8 protein-coding genes are annotated in these 18937 nt (G+C 65.0%); 2 read left to right on the forward strand and 6 right to left on the reverse strand.

All coding sequences use genetic code 11. From position 1 onward, the window contains the following. Positions 1–149 precede the first annotated feature (149 nt). The 6 genes from AC5P9F_RS01610 to AC5P9F_RS01635 all read right to left on the reverse strand — a co-directional run bounded on the left by AC5P9F_RS01610 (position 150) and on the right by AC5P9F_RS01635 (position 15391). The gene (locus AC5P9F_RS01610) at positions 150–542 is read right to left on the reverse strand and encodes a hypothetical protein (protein WP_099498135.1); all 393 of its coding nucleotides are present in this window, start codon (positions 540–542) and stop codon (positions 150–152) included. Then, positions 539–1429, reverse strand: a complete 891-nt coding sequence (locus AC5P9F_RS01615; RefSeq protein WP_099498134.1) for a DUF2628 domain-containing protein — start codon at positions 1427–1429, stop codon at positions 539–541. The genes AC5P9F_RS01610 and AC5P9F_RS01615 overlap by 4 nt, the downstream gene beginning before the upstream one ends. A 130-nt stretch (positions 1430–1559) precedes the next feature. Then, positions 1560–2165, reverse strand: a complete 606-nt coding sequence (locus AC5P9F_RS01620) for a hypothetical protein (RefSeq protein ID WP_239502345.1) — start codon at positions 2163–2165, stop codon at positions 1560–1562. A 141-nt stretch (positions 2166–2306) separates the two neighbouring features. After that, the gene (locus AC5P9F_RS01625; RefSeq protein ID WP_099497533.1) at positions 2307–2525 is read right to left on the reverse strand and encodes a hypothetical protein; all 219 of its coding nucleotides are present in this window, start codon (positions 2523–2525) and stop codon (positions 2307–2309) included. Beyond that, complete coding sequence (locus AC5P9F_RS01630; protein ID WP_308680243.1) at positions 2522–13693, reverse strand: hemagglutinin repeat-containing protein; 11172 nt, start codon at positions 13691–13693, stop codon at positions 2522–2524. Before AC5P9F_RS01630 ends, AC5P9F_RS01625 begins: the two co-directional genes overlap by 4 nt. Before the next feature lie 21 nt (positions 13694–13714). After that, positions 13715–15391 (reverse strand): ShlB/FhaC/HecB family hemolysin secretion/activation protein, encoded by a 1677-nt coding sequence (locus tag AC5P9F_RS01635; RefSeq protein WP_495231879.1) that lies wholly within the window; start codon positions 15389–15391, stop codon positions 13715–13717. A 364-nt stretch (positions 15392–15755) separates the two neighbouring features. On the opposite strand from AC5P9F_RS01635, the gene AC5P9F_RS01640 reads away from it, so the two are divergent. Further along, a complete protein-coding gene (locus tag AC5P9F_RS01640) occupies positions 15756–16148 on the forward strand; it encodes a barstar family protein (protein WP_099481560.1) in 393 nt (130 codons plus the stop codon). A gap of 134 nt (positions 16149–16282) precedes the next feature. Continuing rightward, positions 16283–18874, forward strand: coding sequence for a DNA mismatch repair protein MutS (gene mutS, locus AC5P9F_RS01645; protein ID WP_111117652.1), 2592 nt, complete (start codon positions 16283–16285; stop codon positions 18872–18874). The last annotated feature ends 63 nt before the right edge of the window (positions 18875–18937 follow it).

An 18937-nucleotide genomic window follows, 5' to 3' on the forward strand; every position in this document is an offset into this window, starting at 1 on the left:
GGTCGATATTATTATATCGATCTAAAACTCTGGAACTGTGCAGACAGGTGTGAAAGCGAGCGACCCACGGGGCCTTATATCCATAAGGTATATCGCCACGCGTAGCGAGAATGGGATCAGGCAGGGACCTGCCAGCCCGTTGCGCGGCATTACGGGGCAGCTGGCCCCGGGAAGACCAGATCCTTCCCGAGCCTTGCCGCATAGATGCTCTCGAACTGGAAAGAGAGCACAAACCGGAACTCGCACGCCCCGGCGTAACGCTTGATGAAGTGGCAGATTTCCTCCCAGGCACGTTCAAACCCGCTCGCGCGGAAATGAAACGAGCCGAGCAGGCCCACCTGCCACTTGGCTTCGATCCCTTCCGCAACGACAGCTTCCGGTGGGTGGACGATGCTGAATCCGAAGCCCGTGTTGGAGGCTGGAAGATACCCATGCAGATCGTCAGTACCGTCGGAGTACTCGGCCTGGATCGAATCCAGCACGTGCAGCACGGCAGCCAGGTCGGCACCGGCTTCGACCTCGAGAAACAGCGAAATGCTCACTGCTTGCTCAAGCCGATAAGGGTATGCCGGTTGAAGAACCGCATCTTTCCCTCGATTGTGAAGTCCGTGCGCCTGATCTCGCCCAGCATCATCTCGCGCTGCGCTTCGTTCAACGTGCACGGCTCAAGAACATTCGCCTCCAGCACGAGGCCTGGCGGCGCCAGTCGCAGCTCGACAATGCAGGCATTGCCCTCGATGGGAACACCTGCTGGCCACGCCGTCATTGCGATCGCACGCATTTGCTCCTGATACGCCACCCGCTCCGCTTCCTCGATCTGCGGGTCCTGTTGATCCGGCGGGTTCGCCGCCACATGCAGAGCAGACTGAGTGGGCGTTGGCTCTGATATCGAACCAACGATCAGTTTGATCAGGGTGTTCTGTGAGGCCATTACCGCCAAGGCGATTACCAGAGCGGTGTAGCTGACACCACCAGCCTTCTGCAGCTCAAGGTGCCGCCGATGTTCCCCGCGATGCTCGGCATCAACCTTGCGGATAATCCTTCGGCAATGCGCCAGGTACAACGGATTCGCCAGGATTCCTGCAAGTACGCGAAACGCCACGAACGAGAGCAAGGACAACCATGGCAGCCCCAGCAGCACGAAGGTGGTCATCAGCAACGGCGAAAGGATGAACCAGATCGCGCCCCACGCATGCATGCGCCGGAAGAAGAACCAGAGTGACGAGAACAGGAATGCCGGCCAGTTCCAACGCCTTGGCGCCCTGCCGCTTGCTTCGTACAGCCTCCAGTAGTGGAGGTAGGTGGAGAACCGGTCTCCTACCACGATCGCCAGTGCGTCCTTTTCGCTCAGCCCATCGGAGGTTGCATCTGTGCGCTGTACTGCTTCGCTGCCGGTGCTGCCGAAGGTGGGCTCAATCCTTACTTTCATTCTCTTTTATCCAAACTCGCCACGAAATCATTCAAGACCGCTTGCCACGTAACATCGCGGCCATTGAGTCCCACCCTGCCTGTACTCAGCGCGGCCTTACTCGAACTCAATGCAACGGCCAGAAACGCTCTCAAGCCACGACGCAGATTGCAGTCACGACCTGCTCCGGCTCATCTTCGAGCGGCACACCCCAACCGGAAATTTCGAGGGCTCCGTACTCACCTCCGCTACAGAACCACTCCTCTGCTTCATCGAAATGCAACTCGGTGAAGCCAAGAAAATCTGAAACCAGACTTCCAATGCCAATTGAACCTACTGCAAGTCCACGATAGGACTTACGTGCAACGACATCCCACGGCATCCCCAATGCATAAACCTTGATCGCCCGCACCCCCCCGCCCCCGATCGTAATAAAGAGCGCAGCCATATCACCAGCGCGATCACCGCCTGGCAGGGAGAACAGGAGCCCGCCGTTTCCGCGCTCGTCAGGACCAGACCTTTCCAGACGAAGATCAGGCCCGTCCTTAAACCTGTACAACTGAGCATCCGTGTCGATCAGATATGCAGCGATAGCCGCGTCCAGATCACCGTATGACGCATGCAGAGGTATGGCTGCCATGGATACGCCAGGAACAATCGGCGCATCCCATGCAACGGAGAATCCACTGGAAATACCCACCCCAAAACAAGAATTTTTCAAACCACTGAATTCAACCCTCCGCTTCCGCGGATTCAAGAACTTCACCTTGTCATCACAAATCGAGCCACCAGAACCCTAAAAGCCCAGGCCCGCACCACGGCGAACAAATCGCACCAAAAATTTGCCCAACAACAATCAATCCAGAATTTAATTTTTAAAATCACATCCAAATTATTATCAATAATAATGCGATCGATCAAACCTGACACCTGTCGCAACCACGTCACCCGACTCAAAGAAGACAGATGTATCCATCCCATGCAGCATCACTGCATAGCCCTTGACGACGCCATCTTCCTCCTGACTTATCCCCAGCACACCACCACGTCGACCAACGTATACAGACCGGGGATCAACGACCTCCACCTCCATGTAGAAATCAATAGCTTCATTCATTTGTGCGTAATCCGTCCATCAAGCGAAATATTAAGATGCGACCCGTCGCGTGTCGCCCAGCCCAACTGCGCCTTTCCAGTTCTGGACAATTGCACATCCCACTCGAAAGCCTGCCCCTGAGTGCGCGACGGACCTTTTGTCCATTCATTACCGAATCTATCCAGATATCCATTATTGGGGCCACGGGGAAGCGGATTTGATGCAGAGTATCCCGATGGAGGAACGTACCTTATTCTACCCTGAGTCGGCAATTCGACATATTTTATTCTGGCTTTTGATGACCAAACTTGTGCAGAACCGACCGACCCAACAGGATTGAATGGCGGTTCATCAAGGTACGCCAATCCGCCACGAGACACCGCGACTTCGCCAGACGACGCGACTGATGCAGGTGGTGCTTTCCCACCCTTGACCAAGGCTCCTCCCTTTGCACCCGCAGCACTTGTGATCAGCGCGAGTGCCATATCCCGCCAATACTCACCACTGGTGAATATATTGGAAAGATCGCCAAACGCCTGACCGGCCTGCCCCCTTAATCCGTGCGTAAAGTAGGACCCCAAATCCAGAGCGTAGCCAGGTGCCATGCCCCAAAGCGGCGGAGGCAGTCCAGATACAACGAAATCGTTGTACTCATCCTTCTGCATGATGAGTCGAGGAGTTCCGTCTGACTCCGTCAGCGTGAAGCTGACAGTCTCGCCTGTCTCCTTGTTCTGATTCGCTATGACTTTATAGGCAACCTCATCACTGCTGTCGGAAATAACAACCGCCTTGGTGTTGTCCGACATCTCAAGAATCGTGGAACAGCCTCGCACAGCAGGATTGGCCTTGCAGACATCCAGAGCTTCCAGGTACTGATCCCAGTGCATCTGACGATTGAACTGATCTCCCAGCAGCGCCGTGCCCGCACCATCACTACCACCCACGACTCCGCCCAGCGCAGCACTGGCGAGTTCGATCAGACTGTTGAACTCACCGCTCCGCGGATCCATGCCCTGACCAGTAAGGAAGCGCGTCATTGCCTCCTTGGCCAGCGCAGCACCCGTGGCACCTGCAGCTGCCCCCCCAATATCGCCGCCACTCAGTGCCGCAACGGCAGCGCCTGTCAGGCCGTGCAGCAGGACCTTGTTGCGCCCGCTCTCACCCCACTCACTGATCCGCCGCAGGGCATCGGCCTCGGCCTCGACATCGCCATTGGCGCGCGCAACTTCCAGGTCCACCTTGGCCTGCGCACTCTTCTTGGAAGCCAGATTGCCGACGGCCTTGAAACCGATCTCCCCCAGGATCTGCGTGAGCTCCTGCCGCTCCTGAACCTTCTTCTCGTCGAAGATGGGCGCAAATCCATTGGCGTTGTCCAAACCGGTTACGCCGCGCTGCAGGTCTCCCAGCGTGCTGCTGTCTCCATTTCGAATGTCGATCGTGCCGTCGGCCACGCCGCTTCGCGTGGTGGAGCTCTTGCTGTCACCCGTTGGCAGGCCCGGCATCACCGAGGGTTTGAAGTTGAACCCGTCTGAAGGGCTCCCGCCGCCACTGGTACCGCCACTGATCGAGGCGGAAAGGAACTCCGCCCGGTTCTTGAGATCCTCAACCGTCAAGCTGCCCGTCGACAGCAGATTCTTCGAGGGATCCGCGGTGCTTGCGATGACGGCCCCGACCAGATGCGTGTTGCCCCCCACCTGCAACTGGAAGCCCCCGTCGCCGGCGGCGATTCCCGTCTGCTCTCGGACGCTACGGTAGTCACTGTCAATCATGGCGGCACTGCCGCTGGCACTACCCTCGAAGCCATAGCCAATCGTGGCTTCACCTTTCGCCGCAAGCTGCTGGCTCTTGTATCTATCCGTGTCCTGCTCTGTGCGCACCGTCAGATTGCCCGCGACCTGGCCAATCACCTGGTTGGCAACCAGCTGTGCACCCTGCAGAGTCGTGTCTCCACCACTCGCAAACGTAAGGCGATCCCCGGCCTTGATGATGCTTTCGTTATGGATGGTGCCGTTCCCGTCGGCCTTGCCACGCGCGGCATTGGCACCAACATAGACACCGATCGCAGCACCGCCGCCGCTGCTTCCACTGATCGCAACACCGATCTCTCCACCCTGGGACTGGTTTCTGCTGTCCTGGGCGTAGCGATCCTCGCTGCTTCTGACAACCAGATCCCTGGCAGCCACGAGGTCCACATTGCGACCGGACACGTTGCTGCCCACCACAGTCAGATCACCGCCCGTGGCCGCGATGACCACATCACCATCACTGTGCAATGTGCTGCCACGATGGGTCGTCTGCTCCATCGTCGTTTCCGACTGGGATCGCTGGGTTCCTGCCGTCACGCGGACGTTCAATCCGGCGCCGCCACCGCCATCGCCCGACTGCTGCCCCGCAGCCTGGGCCACCGCAACTGCCCCCTGGGCCGCCTTGTACGCATAAAGCGCCTTGAGGCGATCGTCTTCGACCTCACCTGCACGCTTGGCGAAGGCGTACACGGCGCGTGCACTTTGAATGGTATCAACGGTCGCGCCGCCCACGGCAACATTCAGACCGGACTGCCTGAAGTAGTTCCTGTCGTTGTACTCCGAGTGCTGTTCTGCCGAATCGATACGCACATCCTTGCCAAGCAACGTCATTCCGTTCTTGGAGAGCACATCGGAGCCCCCGATGTGCAGCGTTTCGCCTGCCGTCAGCGTCACGCTGCCCAGCGCACTGCCGACGATGCTTCCTTCTGCGATCGTTTCGGTGAGGGAACTGCTGTTGCCGCTGCTTCGGCTGCCGAACGTAACCCCGAAGCTGCCATTCATCCCTCCAAGCAGCCCGGACTTCTTGCGATCGCTGCTGTGCTGTTCGGAATGACTGGACTCCGCAGCAACAATACTGAGATTGCCCTTGGCAGCCATCACTACGTCGCCGGTGGCCGCAATCTTGGCGCCCTCGGCTGTGATGTCACGACCTGCGCCGATGCTGACCCGCTCACCCGACAGAACCGTGCCAACGGCCAGTACGTCCTGGGTTGCATCGTGCGTTGCGGTACGCGTAGTGGAAGTGAGCCCCCGCTTCTTGCGCTGCGTATCCTGCTCCCAGGTGTGTTCTTCCTGCGCAGACGTCAGATTCACATCACGGCCGGCACCAATGGTGATCGCCTCCTGTTCGCTTCGTACCTCTGCAGCCACCAGATTCACATCACGGCCTGCACTGAGTGCGATTCCACCGTCAGCGGACAACTGGCTTCCTCTCACCGTCTCGTCGCTGCGGCTGGACGTCAGTGAGCTGCGCTTGCCCGCACTGGAGAAATCACGACTCTCACTATCCACCAGCGCCTGGCTGTTGATGTCCCCACCGGCCTGCAATGCCAGACCTCCCGCCGCCTTGATCTGCGCAGCGGCCAGGTTGATGTCCTTGCTAGCGGCCAGCACCATGTCGCCCGCGCCCTCGATGGAGCTCACCGCATGGGTGGTCTGGCTGCTGCGCACATGGTTGCGGTCATCGAAGGTGCTGTCGGTACTTCGTCCCAGGGTCTGGGCACCCAGATCCAGATTGCCTCCGGCAGCCAGCTGGGTGAAGCCGTCCATGCCCGCATTGCGGATCTGCGCCGCCTTCAGGCTGATGTCTCCACCCGCCACCACCGACAGCGCACCTTCGCCGCTGGGGTTGGTCACATACAGGCCGGCCACGCGGTCCAGCTGGGTGATTTCGTAGGCATGCGTGCCACCGTCGCTCAGCGTTTCCACGGTGGACGCCACACTGACATTGCCCGCAGCCTTGACCGACAGCGCATCGGACGCCGTCACCGTCGCTCCGGCGATGCGGATGTCCTTGTCCGACGACAGCCCGACGTACTGGCCGGAAATGCTGCCACCCAGATGCTCGATGTTGCCTGCATCGATGGTTACCAGCTTGCGGCCGGCGATGTTGCCGGTGTTGACCAGGCCATTGCCCAGTTTGATATCGACATTGGCGCCGGCCAGCAGTGCACCCTGCCCGTCCAGATCGCCCGGGCGCAGGCGCAGGTAGACCTGCGGCACCAGCGCGGTGGTGGTGCTGCCATCGGCCAGGGTGACGGTCTGCTCGACCAGCCAGACGATGTCGCTGGTCAGCTGTGCCATCTGCGCTTCGGTCAGCGCCACGCCGGGCCGCAGGCCCCATTCGCTGGCGACCGTGGCACCGGCCTCCAGCAGCGCGCGGTATTGCGCCTCGTCACTGGCGTAGCCGTCGAGGAAGCGGCGACCGGCCAACTGGCCGATCTGCTCACGCACCAGCTTCTGCTCGTAGTACCCATCACCCAACCGCTTCTGCACGGTATCGGGCGAGTAGCCCATCTGGCCCAGCAGGTGGTCCGAGCTCAGCCAGGTCTTGTGGTCGGTGAAGCGCGGATCGGTCTCGACCAGATAGTGGCCCCCGTTGGGATTGACGTTGAACAGGCTGGCGCTCGGCGCGCGCGTATCCGGCGCCCCCATTGCGATGCGGTCCGGCGATCCGCCACTGGCCGCGACCACGCGCGGCCCGGACGTACCGGTGTTGCCGCTCACGCCGCCGACGTTGCCGCCCTGCTGGGTGCCGGCGGCATCGGCCGCCTGTGACAGCGCGCGTTCGGCACCGGTGCCGGTGGACTGGCCCGGCCCCTGCGCACCGCCATGACCCGGCCCATCCGGCAGCGCCTTGGGCCCCTGCACGTTGAGGTTGGCCATGGCCGAACCGTTCTGCACGTTCGGTGCCTTGCGCCCCTGGTTGAGGTTGCTCAGGTCACCGACATCGATGCTCAACGTGCCGTTGGCGGTAATCTGGCCCCCCAGCTGGCCGATCTTTTCGGAGATGGGCTCGGCGGTCCATTGCGTTCGGGTGCCGTCGTAGGCGATGGAGGTGTTGTTGAAGGTATGCGTGCGGAACAATTCGAGACCAACGTTACTGACACGGCTGTCGGCGCCGTGACCGACGATCTGCAGATTGCCGCCCGCAGCAATCTGCGCGTAGCGGTTGTTCAGCTCGTCCACCGACAGGCGCATGTTGCCGCCGGAACGGATCACCGCATCGGCACCGGCACCGGGCTGCAGCTGGTCCTCATGGGCCACGTGGTGAGCAACGCGCTTTTCTTCATTGAGGCCGTGTTCCTGCGTGTGCTGGCGGCGACCGACGATGGTCGCATCGGGATTGCTCAACGACGCCGGGGTGATGAACTGGATGCAGGTAGTGCTGCAGGTACCGTAGGCGCTGGAGAACGTCAGGCGGTCGTTCTGGTAGGTGAACTTCTCCTTCGACTTCAGCACGTCGAACGGATCGCCGCCCGGCACCTGGTCCGGATTGGCGGCAGTGCCCTTGCTCACGTAGTAGATCGTGACGGTGCCGTTGACCGGATCCATGCGCCAGCGCTCACCGCGCACGTCATAGCCCAATCCACCAGAGCCGAAGAAGAAGCGCGAGGTGCTCGCGGTCAGGCGAACCACCGCCTTGCCCAGGCGGGTGCCGTCCGGCGCAATGTAGGGCTCGTCCTGCAGCACGTCTTCCGGCGCGATGTAGTAGAACTCCCAGGCCTTGTAATTGCTGGTATCGCTGACCGTGCCTGCGGTGTTCTTCGAGTTCTTCTGCCATGCCGCCACCATCATGTTGACGGTAGTGTCGATGGTCTTGACCTGGGTCGGGGCGATCGCCACGTTCTCGCGGATGTTGTTGACCGCCTGCGCATCGATGGACAGATTGCCGCCCACATCGATGACCGAGCTGATGTTGTCGATCCGCCCGGCAATGCCGCTGGCGATCCGGTCGGCGCCGAGCGCGCCACCGATGGCCGCATCACCGCCGCTGTAGATCAGGCCCTTGCCGGTGTTCTGCAGTTCGCGCACGCCCAGGTCCAGCCGCTCGCGTGCGGCCACGGTGCCGACGCGGGTGGCACCACCGGCCTCTTCGGCGCGGTTCTTCAGCACGCCGGTGGAGATCGCCACGTGGTCACCGTAGATGCGCCCGGTGCCGAGATTGTCGATCTCGCCGGCCTCCAGGTGCGTCAGCGCGCCATCGATCAGGCCGCAGTTGGTCAGCTGGCCACGGGCATTGAGGTGGGTCGTACCCTGGCTGGAGATCTCACCCGAGGCTGCGTTGGTGATGTTCTGGGCGTTGAGGTCGAGGTTGCCACCGCGCACGACACCCTGGTTGTCGAGGTCGCCGGACAGGTTCAGCGACAGCGTGCCGTTGGCGATCCATTCGCCACGATGGCGCATGCCCTGCTGCAGGGTAAGGCCGAGGTCACGCTGCGCATGCACTTGGCCGTCTTCGCTGAGCACACGTGCCACCAGGGTCTGGCTGCCATCAGCGCGCAGCAGGCCACTGCTGTTGGCGACGTTGTCCGCCTGGCTGTCCAGGTTGCCGCCGGTGCTGATCACGCCGCCGGTGTTCTGCAGCTGGCCGTTGATCTGCAGCCGCGCACTGCCATCGGTGACGACCTGGCCCTGGCTGTTGTCCAGCCACTGTGCACCGAACTGCAGCTGGCCCGCCTGCAGCCCATGCGTGCCGTCACCGCCACGGGTGTTGCGGTTGTCCACGCTGGCGGCCGTGAGGGTCAACCGCTGGCCGGCCGCGATCGCGCCGGCGGCGTTGTCCAGGTGCCCGTCGAGGGTCAGGTCGAGGTTGCGTCCGGCCTGCACGCGACCACCGGCATTGGCCAGGCTCGCCGCCCGCAGCGAAAGATCCGCAGCGCTGGCAAGTGTTCCACCGGCACTGTTGTCAACGCGGGCCAGCAGCAGACGCGCATCGCCTTGTGCATTGACTGCGCCGCCACGGTTGTCCAGCACACCGCCTTCCAGCTGCAGCTTCCCGGCCGCCAGCAGCCCACCGCTGCCGGCCGTGAAACGGTTGTCGATGTCCTGCCCGGCCGTGTTGATGGTCAGGTCGGCCGCCGACTGCACGCGACCGCCCTGGTTGTCCAGAACGCCACTGCGCACACTCAGCGCGCCCTTCTGCGTACCCAGCGTGCCGGCGCGGTTGTCCAGCCGCTGGCCGCGGGTATCGATGTCCAGCTGGCCACCCAGCAGCGTGCCCCGCTGGTTGTCCAGGCCGTTACCCTGCAGCTGCAGCCGTTCGGCGGCCTGCATCGCGCCGTCGCTGTTGTCCACGCCTGCCGCCGTGGTCACCGTCAGGTCCTTGCCAGCGACCAGGGTGCCGTGGCGGTTGTCGAGACTGCCGGCGTCCAGGGTCACCATGCCGGTGCTGGACAGCAGGCCCTGCTCGCCATTGTCGAGACGACCGTCAACGCCCAGCACCAGCGCGCTGCCGCCCGCGTGCACTGTGCCGCCCTGGTTACCAAGGCTGGCCGCGGTGACCGTGCCGGCACCGCCGAGCAGGATGCGGCCCTTCTGGTTGTCCAGCGCCTGGCCGATCGCCAGCGTGGAGTGCCCGGCGCCTGCGCCCTGCAGCGTGCCCTGCGCATTGTTCAGCTGCTGCGCGATGACATCCAGCGCGCCATTGCTGGCGAGTGAACCGCCGCGATTGTCCAGCATACCCTGTACGCGCAGGCGCAGCGCATCTTCACCGGTTGCGGTGAGCGTGCCACCGGCGGTGGTCAGGGTGCCGGCGCTGATGGCGACGCGACGCGCCGAGGTGGTCGCTCCACTCAGATCGAGCGAGGCGCCATCCAGCACGAAGCTGCCGTTGCTGAGCACGCTGCCGCCCTTGCCCAGCAGGGCCTGCGCCGAGACCTGCAGCTGGCCACTGCCGGCGTGCTGGATCCTGCCTGCACTGTTGTCCAGCGTCCGGGCCAGCAGGGTCAGGTCGCCATTGCTGGCCAGCGTGCCACCGGCATTTCCCAGCGCCGTCGCCTTGATGCGACTGGCGCCTTCGCCGCTGGCAATGATGCGGCCACCGGCGTTGTCGAGCGTGGTGGCCTCAAGGTCGAGGCGATCGGCGCCCAGCGTCGCGTCACGATGATCCATGTCGTCGGCGCGCAAGGTCAGTGTGGCCGAGGAGACCAGCGTGCCCTTGCTGCCGTCCAGGCGGCCGGTGGTGATGTCCAGGCCCTGGTTGCCGGCCTGGCGGATGCTGCCGCCACTGTTGTCCAGCCGTGCGGCGGCGATCGTCAGGCGGTTGGCGTTGCTGGCGATCGTGCCTTCGTGATTGTCCAGCGCACCGACGATCTGCAACGTGCTGTCGGCCGTTCCGGCGCCGCTGAGCGTGCCCGTGCGGTTGATCAGTTCACCGGCCTGCACATCCAGTGCCCCGTTGCCGGCGATCGTGCCGCCACTGTTGTCCACGCCCTGCGCCACGTGCAGCCGCAGCGCGTCGCTGCCGGTCGCGCTGAGGTTGCCGCCGGTGTTGTCCAAGCGCTGCGCATCGATGGCAATGCGCTCTGCCTGGGTAGTGCTGCCGGCCCCCAGCAGCAGGTCGCCGCCCTCAAGTTCCAGCGCCGACTGGCTGAGGATGCGGCCGCCCGCACCCTGCAGGCTGTCGGCGCGGATCTGCAACGTACCGCCGCCGGCGTGTTCGATTGCACCGCTGCGGTTGTCCAGGCTTGCCGCCTGCAGCCGCAGATCACCGGTACCGGCCAGGCGGCCGCCGTTGCTGTTGTCCAAGCGCTCTCGGGCCTGCACCTGCAGCGCGCCGCTGCCTGCCGCCAGCACCTTGCCGCCCTGGTTGACCAGGCTGCCAACCTGCAGCTGCACCTGGCCATTGCCGGAGATGCCGCCGCCGCTGTTATCCAGCGTGTCGCGCACCGTCAGCGCCACGCCCTGCGTACCGGCCGACTGCAGCGTGCCCTTCTGGTTGTCGATGCGACCGGCGTCGATGCGCAGGCCGCCGTTGCCGACGATCTGGCCGCCCTGGTTGTCTAGCGCATCGCGTACGTCCAGTGCCAGCTCCGAGACACCCTGCGAGACGATCTGGCCCTGGCGGTTGCGCAGTGCCCTGGCGTGGATCTGCGCACTCTGCGCCGACGTCGTACCGCCGCTCACATCCAGCTCGCCGCCGGACAGCACCAGTGCACCGTTGCTGAGCAGGCGCCCCTCGCTGCCATGCAGCGTATCGGCCTGCACGCTCAAGCTCCCGGTGCCAGCCTGCTGCACCAGGCCCTTCCTGTTGTCCAGCGTGGTCGCGGCCACTATCAGGTCGCCGTTGCCGGCCAACGTGCCACCTGCGCCGTTGTCCAGGTTCGACGCCTTCACCGAACTGGCACCGGTTCCGAGCGACAGCAGGCTGCCGCCGCGGTTGTCCAGCGTGCCAGCCACGATGTCGAATCCCGCCGCACTGAGCGCACCGTTGCGCAGGTCGGCGCTGCCAGTCGTCCAGTGCAGGCGCCCCACAGTGCTCAGCCGTCCACCGGGACCAGCCCAGTCACCCGTGTCCAGCGTGAGGCCACCCTCACCGGCATGTTCAATGCGGCCATCGGCATTGCCGACCTGGCCTGCTTGCAGCGCCAACTGCGCGGCGTTGGTGGCCAGCAGGCCGCCGTCATTGTTGAACAGACCCTGCACCGTCCACGACGATGCCGCCTTGCCGGCGTGCCGCAATTCACCCCCGCGGTTGTCGAGCGACTGCGCATCCAGCCGCAGGCCGCCGGCCACGCTCAGCGCACCCTTCTGGTTCGACAACAGGCCGACATGCAACGCGGCATCGCCATGCACCTGCAGCGTGCCGCCATCATTGCGCAGCTCGCCCCCAGCCTGCAGCGCGCTCACTCCCAGGCGACCGCCGCTGTTGTCGAGTCCGGCACGTGCGGCGAGCGATACCGCACCACCATTGGCGATGCTGCCGCCGTCATTGTCCAGCATGCCGGCGATGGCGATCAGGCCCTCGGCCATCGGTACCACTGGCGAGGTCGGCGTGCCGGTCGAGCCGCCGCCGGTACCCGGCGTCCCCGTACCCGGGGCACCGGTTCCCGGCGTTCCTCCGCCGCTGCCCGGCGACGTGCCGCCCCCTGGGCCACCGCCGTTGCCACCGGACGCGACGGCATCCAGCGCACCCAGCAGACCGTTGCTGCGGTTGCGGGCCGCTTCGGCCTTGAGCGCCAGCGCCTGCACACCAGTCTGTTCAATGGTGCCGCCATGGTTGCGCAGGCCCTGCGCCTCGACCTGAAGGCGCTGTGCGTTGAGCTTGCCGCCGCTGTTGTCCAGCGTGCCGCCGGTGTCGATCGCAACCTCGCGCGTGGCGGCGATGGTGCCGGCATTTGCAAGATCACCGCGCGCCTGCAAGCGCACGTTCTGCAGCGACTGCAGTGCGCCGGTGTTTTCCAGGCGGCCGTCCACCGTCACCACCAGCTCACCGACCTGCGCGCCGATGCTGCCGGCATTGCGCACGCCCACACCGTGCTCGTTGCCGACCAGCCAGATCTTGTTGGCGAACATGCCGCCGAGAGCGCCCACGTCCAGCGCGAAGGTCGGTGCCTCGCCGTTGGCCGGGATCAGGCTGGCCTGGCTGTGGTCGGCATTGACCACGTTGTTGCCCAGCGTGGCCTGCAACTGGTTGGCCCAGATGCCGGCGTTGACCTTCAGTGACCGGGTGATCAGGTCGGTGTAGTCAGCGCGGCTGGTGTCCAGACCCTCTCCATCGATCTGGATCGCACCACCGGTGACGCGGTAGCCCTCCAGTACCCCAGCACCCGTGAACATCGGCGTGCCGGTGGTCAGGGTCACGCGGCTGGCGTTGAGGAAGCCGCCGCCGTTGACCTGGATGCCGGCCGGGTTGGCGATGATCACCTCGGCGCGCTGCCCGGCCACTTCCACGTAGCCGTTGAGCCGGCTGGCCGGACCGTTCACTTCATTGAGGATGACCCGCGCACTGCCGGTGGCAAGCCACGGATTGCCCTGCACCCAGCCCCCCAGCTGCGTCTGCACCTGGCCGCGGGCGTTGTTGAGGATGACGCCCTCGCGTCCGACATCGAACTGCGAATAGCGGTTGCGCGACACACCCGCCGCCGACGGCGTGGTGATGTTCACCATCGGCACACCATTGGGGGCCGTCACCATCGTCGGCCGTTCACGGCCCGGCGCATTGGGATCGGAAATGATGCGCGCATCGGACTGCGCCAGTGCAGGGGTTACCATGCTGACCCAGCCCAGTGAGCACATCAGTGCGAAGCCCAGCGGCGACAGCGCGGCGCTCTGCCGGCCCGGCACATGGCCGACCAGGCCACCGCCACCCTTCACCAGCTCCGACGCCACCTGCCAGACGCGCAGCGCGCGGTTGAAAACCAGACGATAGATAGTGTTCATGTCACGTGTCCTTGTGGCAGATCAGTAGCGCCAGGCCAGGCTGAAGCCGAATGTGGTGTAGTCGGTGGGGAAATGGGCGGGCTTGTGCAGTGCCGAACCGACGAAGCCATCCCAGGAAAGCTGCTGCCAGCCACCGCGCAGGCCCAGCGCCATGCCCGCCAGGTCACGGCCGGACTGCCACTGCGCGGATGGGCCGCCGATGCGGCCGTAGTCGGCGGCGACGTAGAACTCCTGGCCACCGCCAATGCCCAGCGAAAGATCGTTGCGCAGCGACCAGCCGCGCTCACCGCTGAGCGAGCTTTCACCATCGAAACCGCGCACGGTATAGCGGCCGCCGATGGCGAAGCGGTCCTGTGGCGAGAGCGGCGTGCGGTTCCACTGCGCCCGCCATGCGGCGGTGTAGCGAAGGCGCTGCCTGCCCAGCTGGAACGGCACGCTGAACTGCGCGTCGGCGGTGATCAGCTTCATCCGCGAGGTCCCTTCCAGCGGCAGCGTCGGATCCCACTGCTGCGCCATCTCTTCTGGCGAGCGCAAGGCGTGGAAGGCCCCCGTGCCACGCCGGTAGGCCACGCTGGTATCGAGCGTGGCGTTGCCGATGAACTGCTTGTGGGTCAGGCCCAGTTCCCAGCCCGCGGTGCGGCGGCGCTGTACTTCGATCTCGGTATCGTCGATGTAGTTCTTCGACTCTCGCTGCCAGCCGCGCGCGTAGGCGCTGAACTTGACCTTGGCATTGCGCAGCAACAGCCGGTCTACCCGCGCTTCGGCGTTTTGGCTGCGGCCGCTGTAGTCATAGCTTTCAAAGGCACCCACCACGTTCTGGCTGTAGTCGTAAGCGCTGGCGGTGGCACCGAACAGCCAATACCCGTAGGGTACGTCGTAGTGCGCGGTCCAGCTGTTGGTGTCCTTGCCTCGGCCATTGAACACGCCACGGCCGGCGCTGATGTAGAACAGCTCGTTCAGGCCCAGCGGATTGTCCAATGACAGCGTGGCATTGGCCTGCAGCTTGCCGGTGCCACGGCTGCCGGCATCGTCCAGGGTGACGCTGGCGCGTACCGGTGAACGCTGCGTCCAGTCGATCTGCAGGTCGCTCTGGCCCGGCGCCGCGCCCTCGCCGTCGGCCGGCGCGATCTTGATGTCGGCGCTGACGGTGGGCACGCGCTGCAGGTTCTCCAGCCCCTGCTCGATGTCGCGCAGGTTGAGCAGGCTGCCGCTGCGGATCGGCAGTGCATTGGCAAGGGCCGGATGCCGTCCCTGCGGGTCGGAGAACACGGCCTCGCGGAACCGGCCTGGCACCACCGACAACGTCAGCGTGCCCTGGTTGAGGTCCTGCGGTGCCGACAGCACCCGCGTGGTGACATAGCCGCGGGCGATGATCGCGTTCTGCACGCGCTTCATCACCACGTTGATGCCTTCGGTCCCCAGGCAACGGCCTGTGGCCGGATCGTCGACCGGGTCGGCAGCCGCCAGTGCCCAGCCGAAGCGCTGGCTGTCCTCGCCTTCCAGCACGATGCGATCGATGCGCACGCAGGGGTGCTCCTGCGCCGGAAGGCGTTCGCCCTCCTTCTGCGCGTTCCGCTCCAGGCGGACGTCGGGGCGTTGTTCCTGCTGCTCGCGCAGCACGCGTTCGCGTTCCTGTTGCCTCAGCAGTTCCTGCGCGGCTGGATCACCGGCCTGCTGGGCGGCAACACCGAAGGTCATGCCAAGCAACACCACCCACCCACCACCACGGCACGCCTGTCGTGCCTGCTTCTTCCCTGACCGCACAGTGTTTTCCTGATATTGATGCAGGCCGTCAGGCGCTCTGTCCGGAAAAGGACAAGGCATCGACGTGCCGGCTTGATTCGGGTCTGCCGACGCACAGGCGACAGCACGCCGCTACGCGAAGCGCAGAAAGGCGCAAAGGGTATCGGCCGCCTCAGGAACTTCTATAGGAAAGATTGCAAATTCAGTCGACTGCGGGGCAACACACCGCAAACGCCCAGGACGCTGCGCGTTCGGGCCATGGCGCGAACCCTGGTCCTACAGCACGCCAGCTTCCGCCTGCTGACGCTACAGTCGCCGCATGACCATCGTCCTACAGATTGAAGGCGCCGCCATCAATGACATCCCCAGCCTGTACGCGGAGATCAACCGCGTGTTCATGGCCGGCGAGAACTGGCAGCTCGGGCCAAGCCTGGACGCCCTGGATGACCTGCTGCATGGCGGCTATGGGGTGTTGGCCGGCCACGACCGGGCCACGGTGATCTGGGGTGATATCGAGCACAGCCGCGCCGCACTGGGACGAACTACAACATGTCAGTGGCTGCAGTCCAAGCTGGAAGCCCCGGGCACCTTCAATACGCGGACCATTGCGCTCCAGCTGGACGCCCTGCAACGAGGCCAGGGCCAGACCTACTTCGGGATCGTAATGGAGATCTTCGCAAGCCACCGGCAGATCACCCTGGTTCCGGCCTGACTGTGTGCCCCGCACGGCAATGCCCACCAACCGCAGCGGCGCCCACCGGCCCCAGCAGTTACCATGGACGGCCCTGTACCCGCTCCGCTGCCGCTGCCGCCCGGCGCGGCCGGACGCCCTGATCCACGAGTCCCATGTCCAAAGACAAGTCCGCCGAGCACACCCCGCTGATGAAGCAGTTCTTCGCAGCCAAGTCCGACTACCCGGACCTGCTGCTGTTCTTCCGCATGGGCGACTTCTACGAGCTGTTCTACGACGACGCGCGCAAGGCTGCGCGGCTGCTCGACATCACCCTGACCCAGCGTGGCAGCTCCGGCGGCGCACCGATCCCGATGGCCGGCGTGCCGGTGCATGCCTACGAAGGCTACCTGGCACGGCTGGTGGCGCTGGGCGAGTCGGTGGCGATCTGCGAGCAGATCGGCGACCCGGCGCTCGCCAAGGGCCTGGTCGAACGCAAGGTGGTGCGCATCGTCACCCCCGGCACGGTCACCGACGAAGCGCTGCTGGACGAGCGCCGCGACACCCTGCTGATGGCGCTGTCGCGCAGCAAGCAGGGCTACGGCCTGGCCTGGGCCGACCTGGCCGGTGGCCGCTTCCTGGTCAACGAAGTGGAGACCGACGACGCCCTGGAAGCCGAGCTGGCACGGCTGGAGCCGGCCGAGCTGCTGGTGCCCGACGAGGAGAACTGGCCGGAGTTCCTGCGCCAGCGCACCGGCGTGCGCCGCCGTGCGCCGTGGCTGTTCGACGCGGACAGCGGCCGCCGCCAGCTGCTGAACTTCTTCAAGCTGCACGATCTGAGCGGCTTCGGTATCGATGACAAGCCCCGTGCCACCGCCGCCGCCGGCGCCCTGCTCGGGTATGTCGAGGAAACCCAGAAGCAGCGCCTGCCGCACCTGACTTCGATCGCGATGGAAACCGCCGGCGAGGCGATCGCGATGAACGCCGCCACCCGCCGCCACCTGGAATTGGACACGCGTGTCGACGGTGATACCCGCAATACCCTACTGGGCGTGCTCGACAGCACGGTGACACCCATGGGTGGGCGCCTGCTGCGCCGCTGGCTGCACCGCCCGCTGCGCCTGCGCGAGGTGCTGGTGCAGCGCCACCACGCGGTGGAAACCCTGATCGATCGCGGTGCGGACGCCGACATCCGCGAGCAGTTCCGCCGCCTCGGCGATCTGGAACGCATCCTCACCCGCGTCGCGCTGCGCTCGGCGCGCCCCCGCGATTTCTCCACCCTGCGTGACGGCCTGGGCCTGCTGCCGGCGGTGCGCGAAGTGCTGGCCCCGCTGGACTCGCCGCGCCTGCAGGCCCTGCATGCGGCGCTGGGCGAACACGACGCGTGCGCGCAGCTGCTGGCCAGCGCCATCGCCGAGATGCCGCCGCTGAAGCTGAGCGACGGCGGCGTGCTGGCCGATGGCTTCGATGAAGAGCTGGACGAGCTGCGCCGGCTGTCCACCCATGCCGACCAGTTCCTGGTCGACCTGGAACTGCGCGAGCGCGAGAGCAGCGGTATTCCCACCCTGAAGGTGGGCTACAACCGCGTTCACGGTTACTACATCGAAATCAGCAAGGGCCAGTCCGATCGTGCGCCGGTGCACTACACCCGCCGCCAGACGCTGACCAATGCCGAGCGCTACATCACCGAAGAACTGAAGGCATTCGAGGACAAGGTGCTGTCCGCGCGCGAACGTTCGCTGTCGCGCGAGAAGTACCTGTACGAGCAGCTGCTGGACACCCTTGGCGGGCAGTTGGAACCGCTGAAGCAGTGTGCCGCTGCGCTGAGCGAACTGGACGTGCTGGCCGCCTTCGCCGAACGCGCGCAGGCGCTGGACTGGGCGCGCCCGGAGCTGCAGGCCGAGCCGTGCCTGAAGATCGAACGCGGCCGCCATCCAGTGGTCGAAGCGGTACGCGAACAGCCGTTCGAACCCAATGACCTGGACCTGCATCCGGACCGTCGCATGCTGGTCATCACCGGCCCGAACATGGGCGGTAAATCGACCTACATGCGGCAAAATGCGCTGATCGTTCTGCTGGCCCACATCGGCAGCTTCGTGCCGGCCAGCCGGGCGGTGATCGGCCCGATCGACCGCATCCTGACCCGCATCGGCGCCGGCGACGACCTCGCCCGCGGGCAGTCAACCTTCATGGTCGAGATGGCCGAGACCAGCTACATCCTGCACCACGCCACCGCCCATTCGCTGGTGCTGATGGACGAGATCGGCCGTGGCACCTCCACCTACGATGGCCTGGCGCTGGCCGACGCGGTGGCCCGCCACCTGGCCTACCAGAACCGCTGCTACACGCTGTTCGCCACCCACTACTTCGAGCTGACCGCGCTGGCCGACGAACAGCATGAGGGCGGCCGCAGCGGCATCGCCAACGTGCACCTGGACGCGGTCGAGCACGGCGAAGCGCTGGTGTTCATGCACGCAGTGAAGGACGGCCCGGCCAACCGCAGCTTTGGCCTGCAGGTGGCCGCACTGGCCGGCCTGCCGCGCGCCACTGTGGCGCAGGCACGGCGTCGCCTGGCCGAGCTGGAACAGCGCGGCGCTGAAAGCCACGCCGCCGAGCTGGCGCCGCAGGCGCTGGATGCCCCGCAGCAGTTCGGGCTGTTCGCGGCGCCATCCAGCAAGGCGCAGGAAGCGCTGGCGGCGATCGATCCGGACGAACTGACGCCGAAGCAGGCGCTGGAAGCGCTGTACCGGCTGAAAACGCTGCTGTAAGTGCGCCTGGCCAGGGGGCACCATGCCCCCCTGGAAGCCACCGCGGAGAATCCTGCATACTCG

Source organism: Stenotrophomonas sp. YJH_SMC_4 (assembly GCF_059371575.1).

What these genes read in the sequence shown, in the direction of transcription:
- mutS (WP_111117652.1), top strand. Translation starts at nt 16,283, where the DNA reads ATGTCCAAAGACAAGTCCGCCGAGCACACCCCGCTGATGAAGCAGTTC.
- AC5P9F_RS01635 (WP_495231879.1), bottom strand. Translation starts at nt 15,391, where the DNA reads ATGACCTTCGGTGTTGCCGCCCAGCAGGCCGGTGATCCAGCCGCGCAG.
- AC5P9F_RS01630 (WP_308680243.1), bottom strand. Translation starts at nt 13,693, where the DNA reads ATGAACACTATCTATCGTCTGGTTTTCAACCGCGCGCTGCGCGTCTGG.
- AC5P9F_RS01615 (WP_099498134.1), bottom strand. Translation starts at nt 1,429, where the DNA reads ATGAAAGTAAGGATTGAGCCCACCTTCGGCAGCACCGGCAGCGAAGCA.
- AC5P9F_RS01625 (WP_099497533.1), bottom strand. Translation starts at nt 2,525, where the DNA reads ATGAATGAAGCTATTGATTTCTACATGGAGGTGGAGGTCGTTGATCCC.
- AC5P9F_RS01640 (WP_099481560.1), top strand. Translation starts at nt 15,756, where the DNA reads ATGACCATCGTCCTACAGATTGAAGGCGCCGCCATCAATGACATCCCC.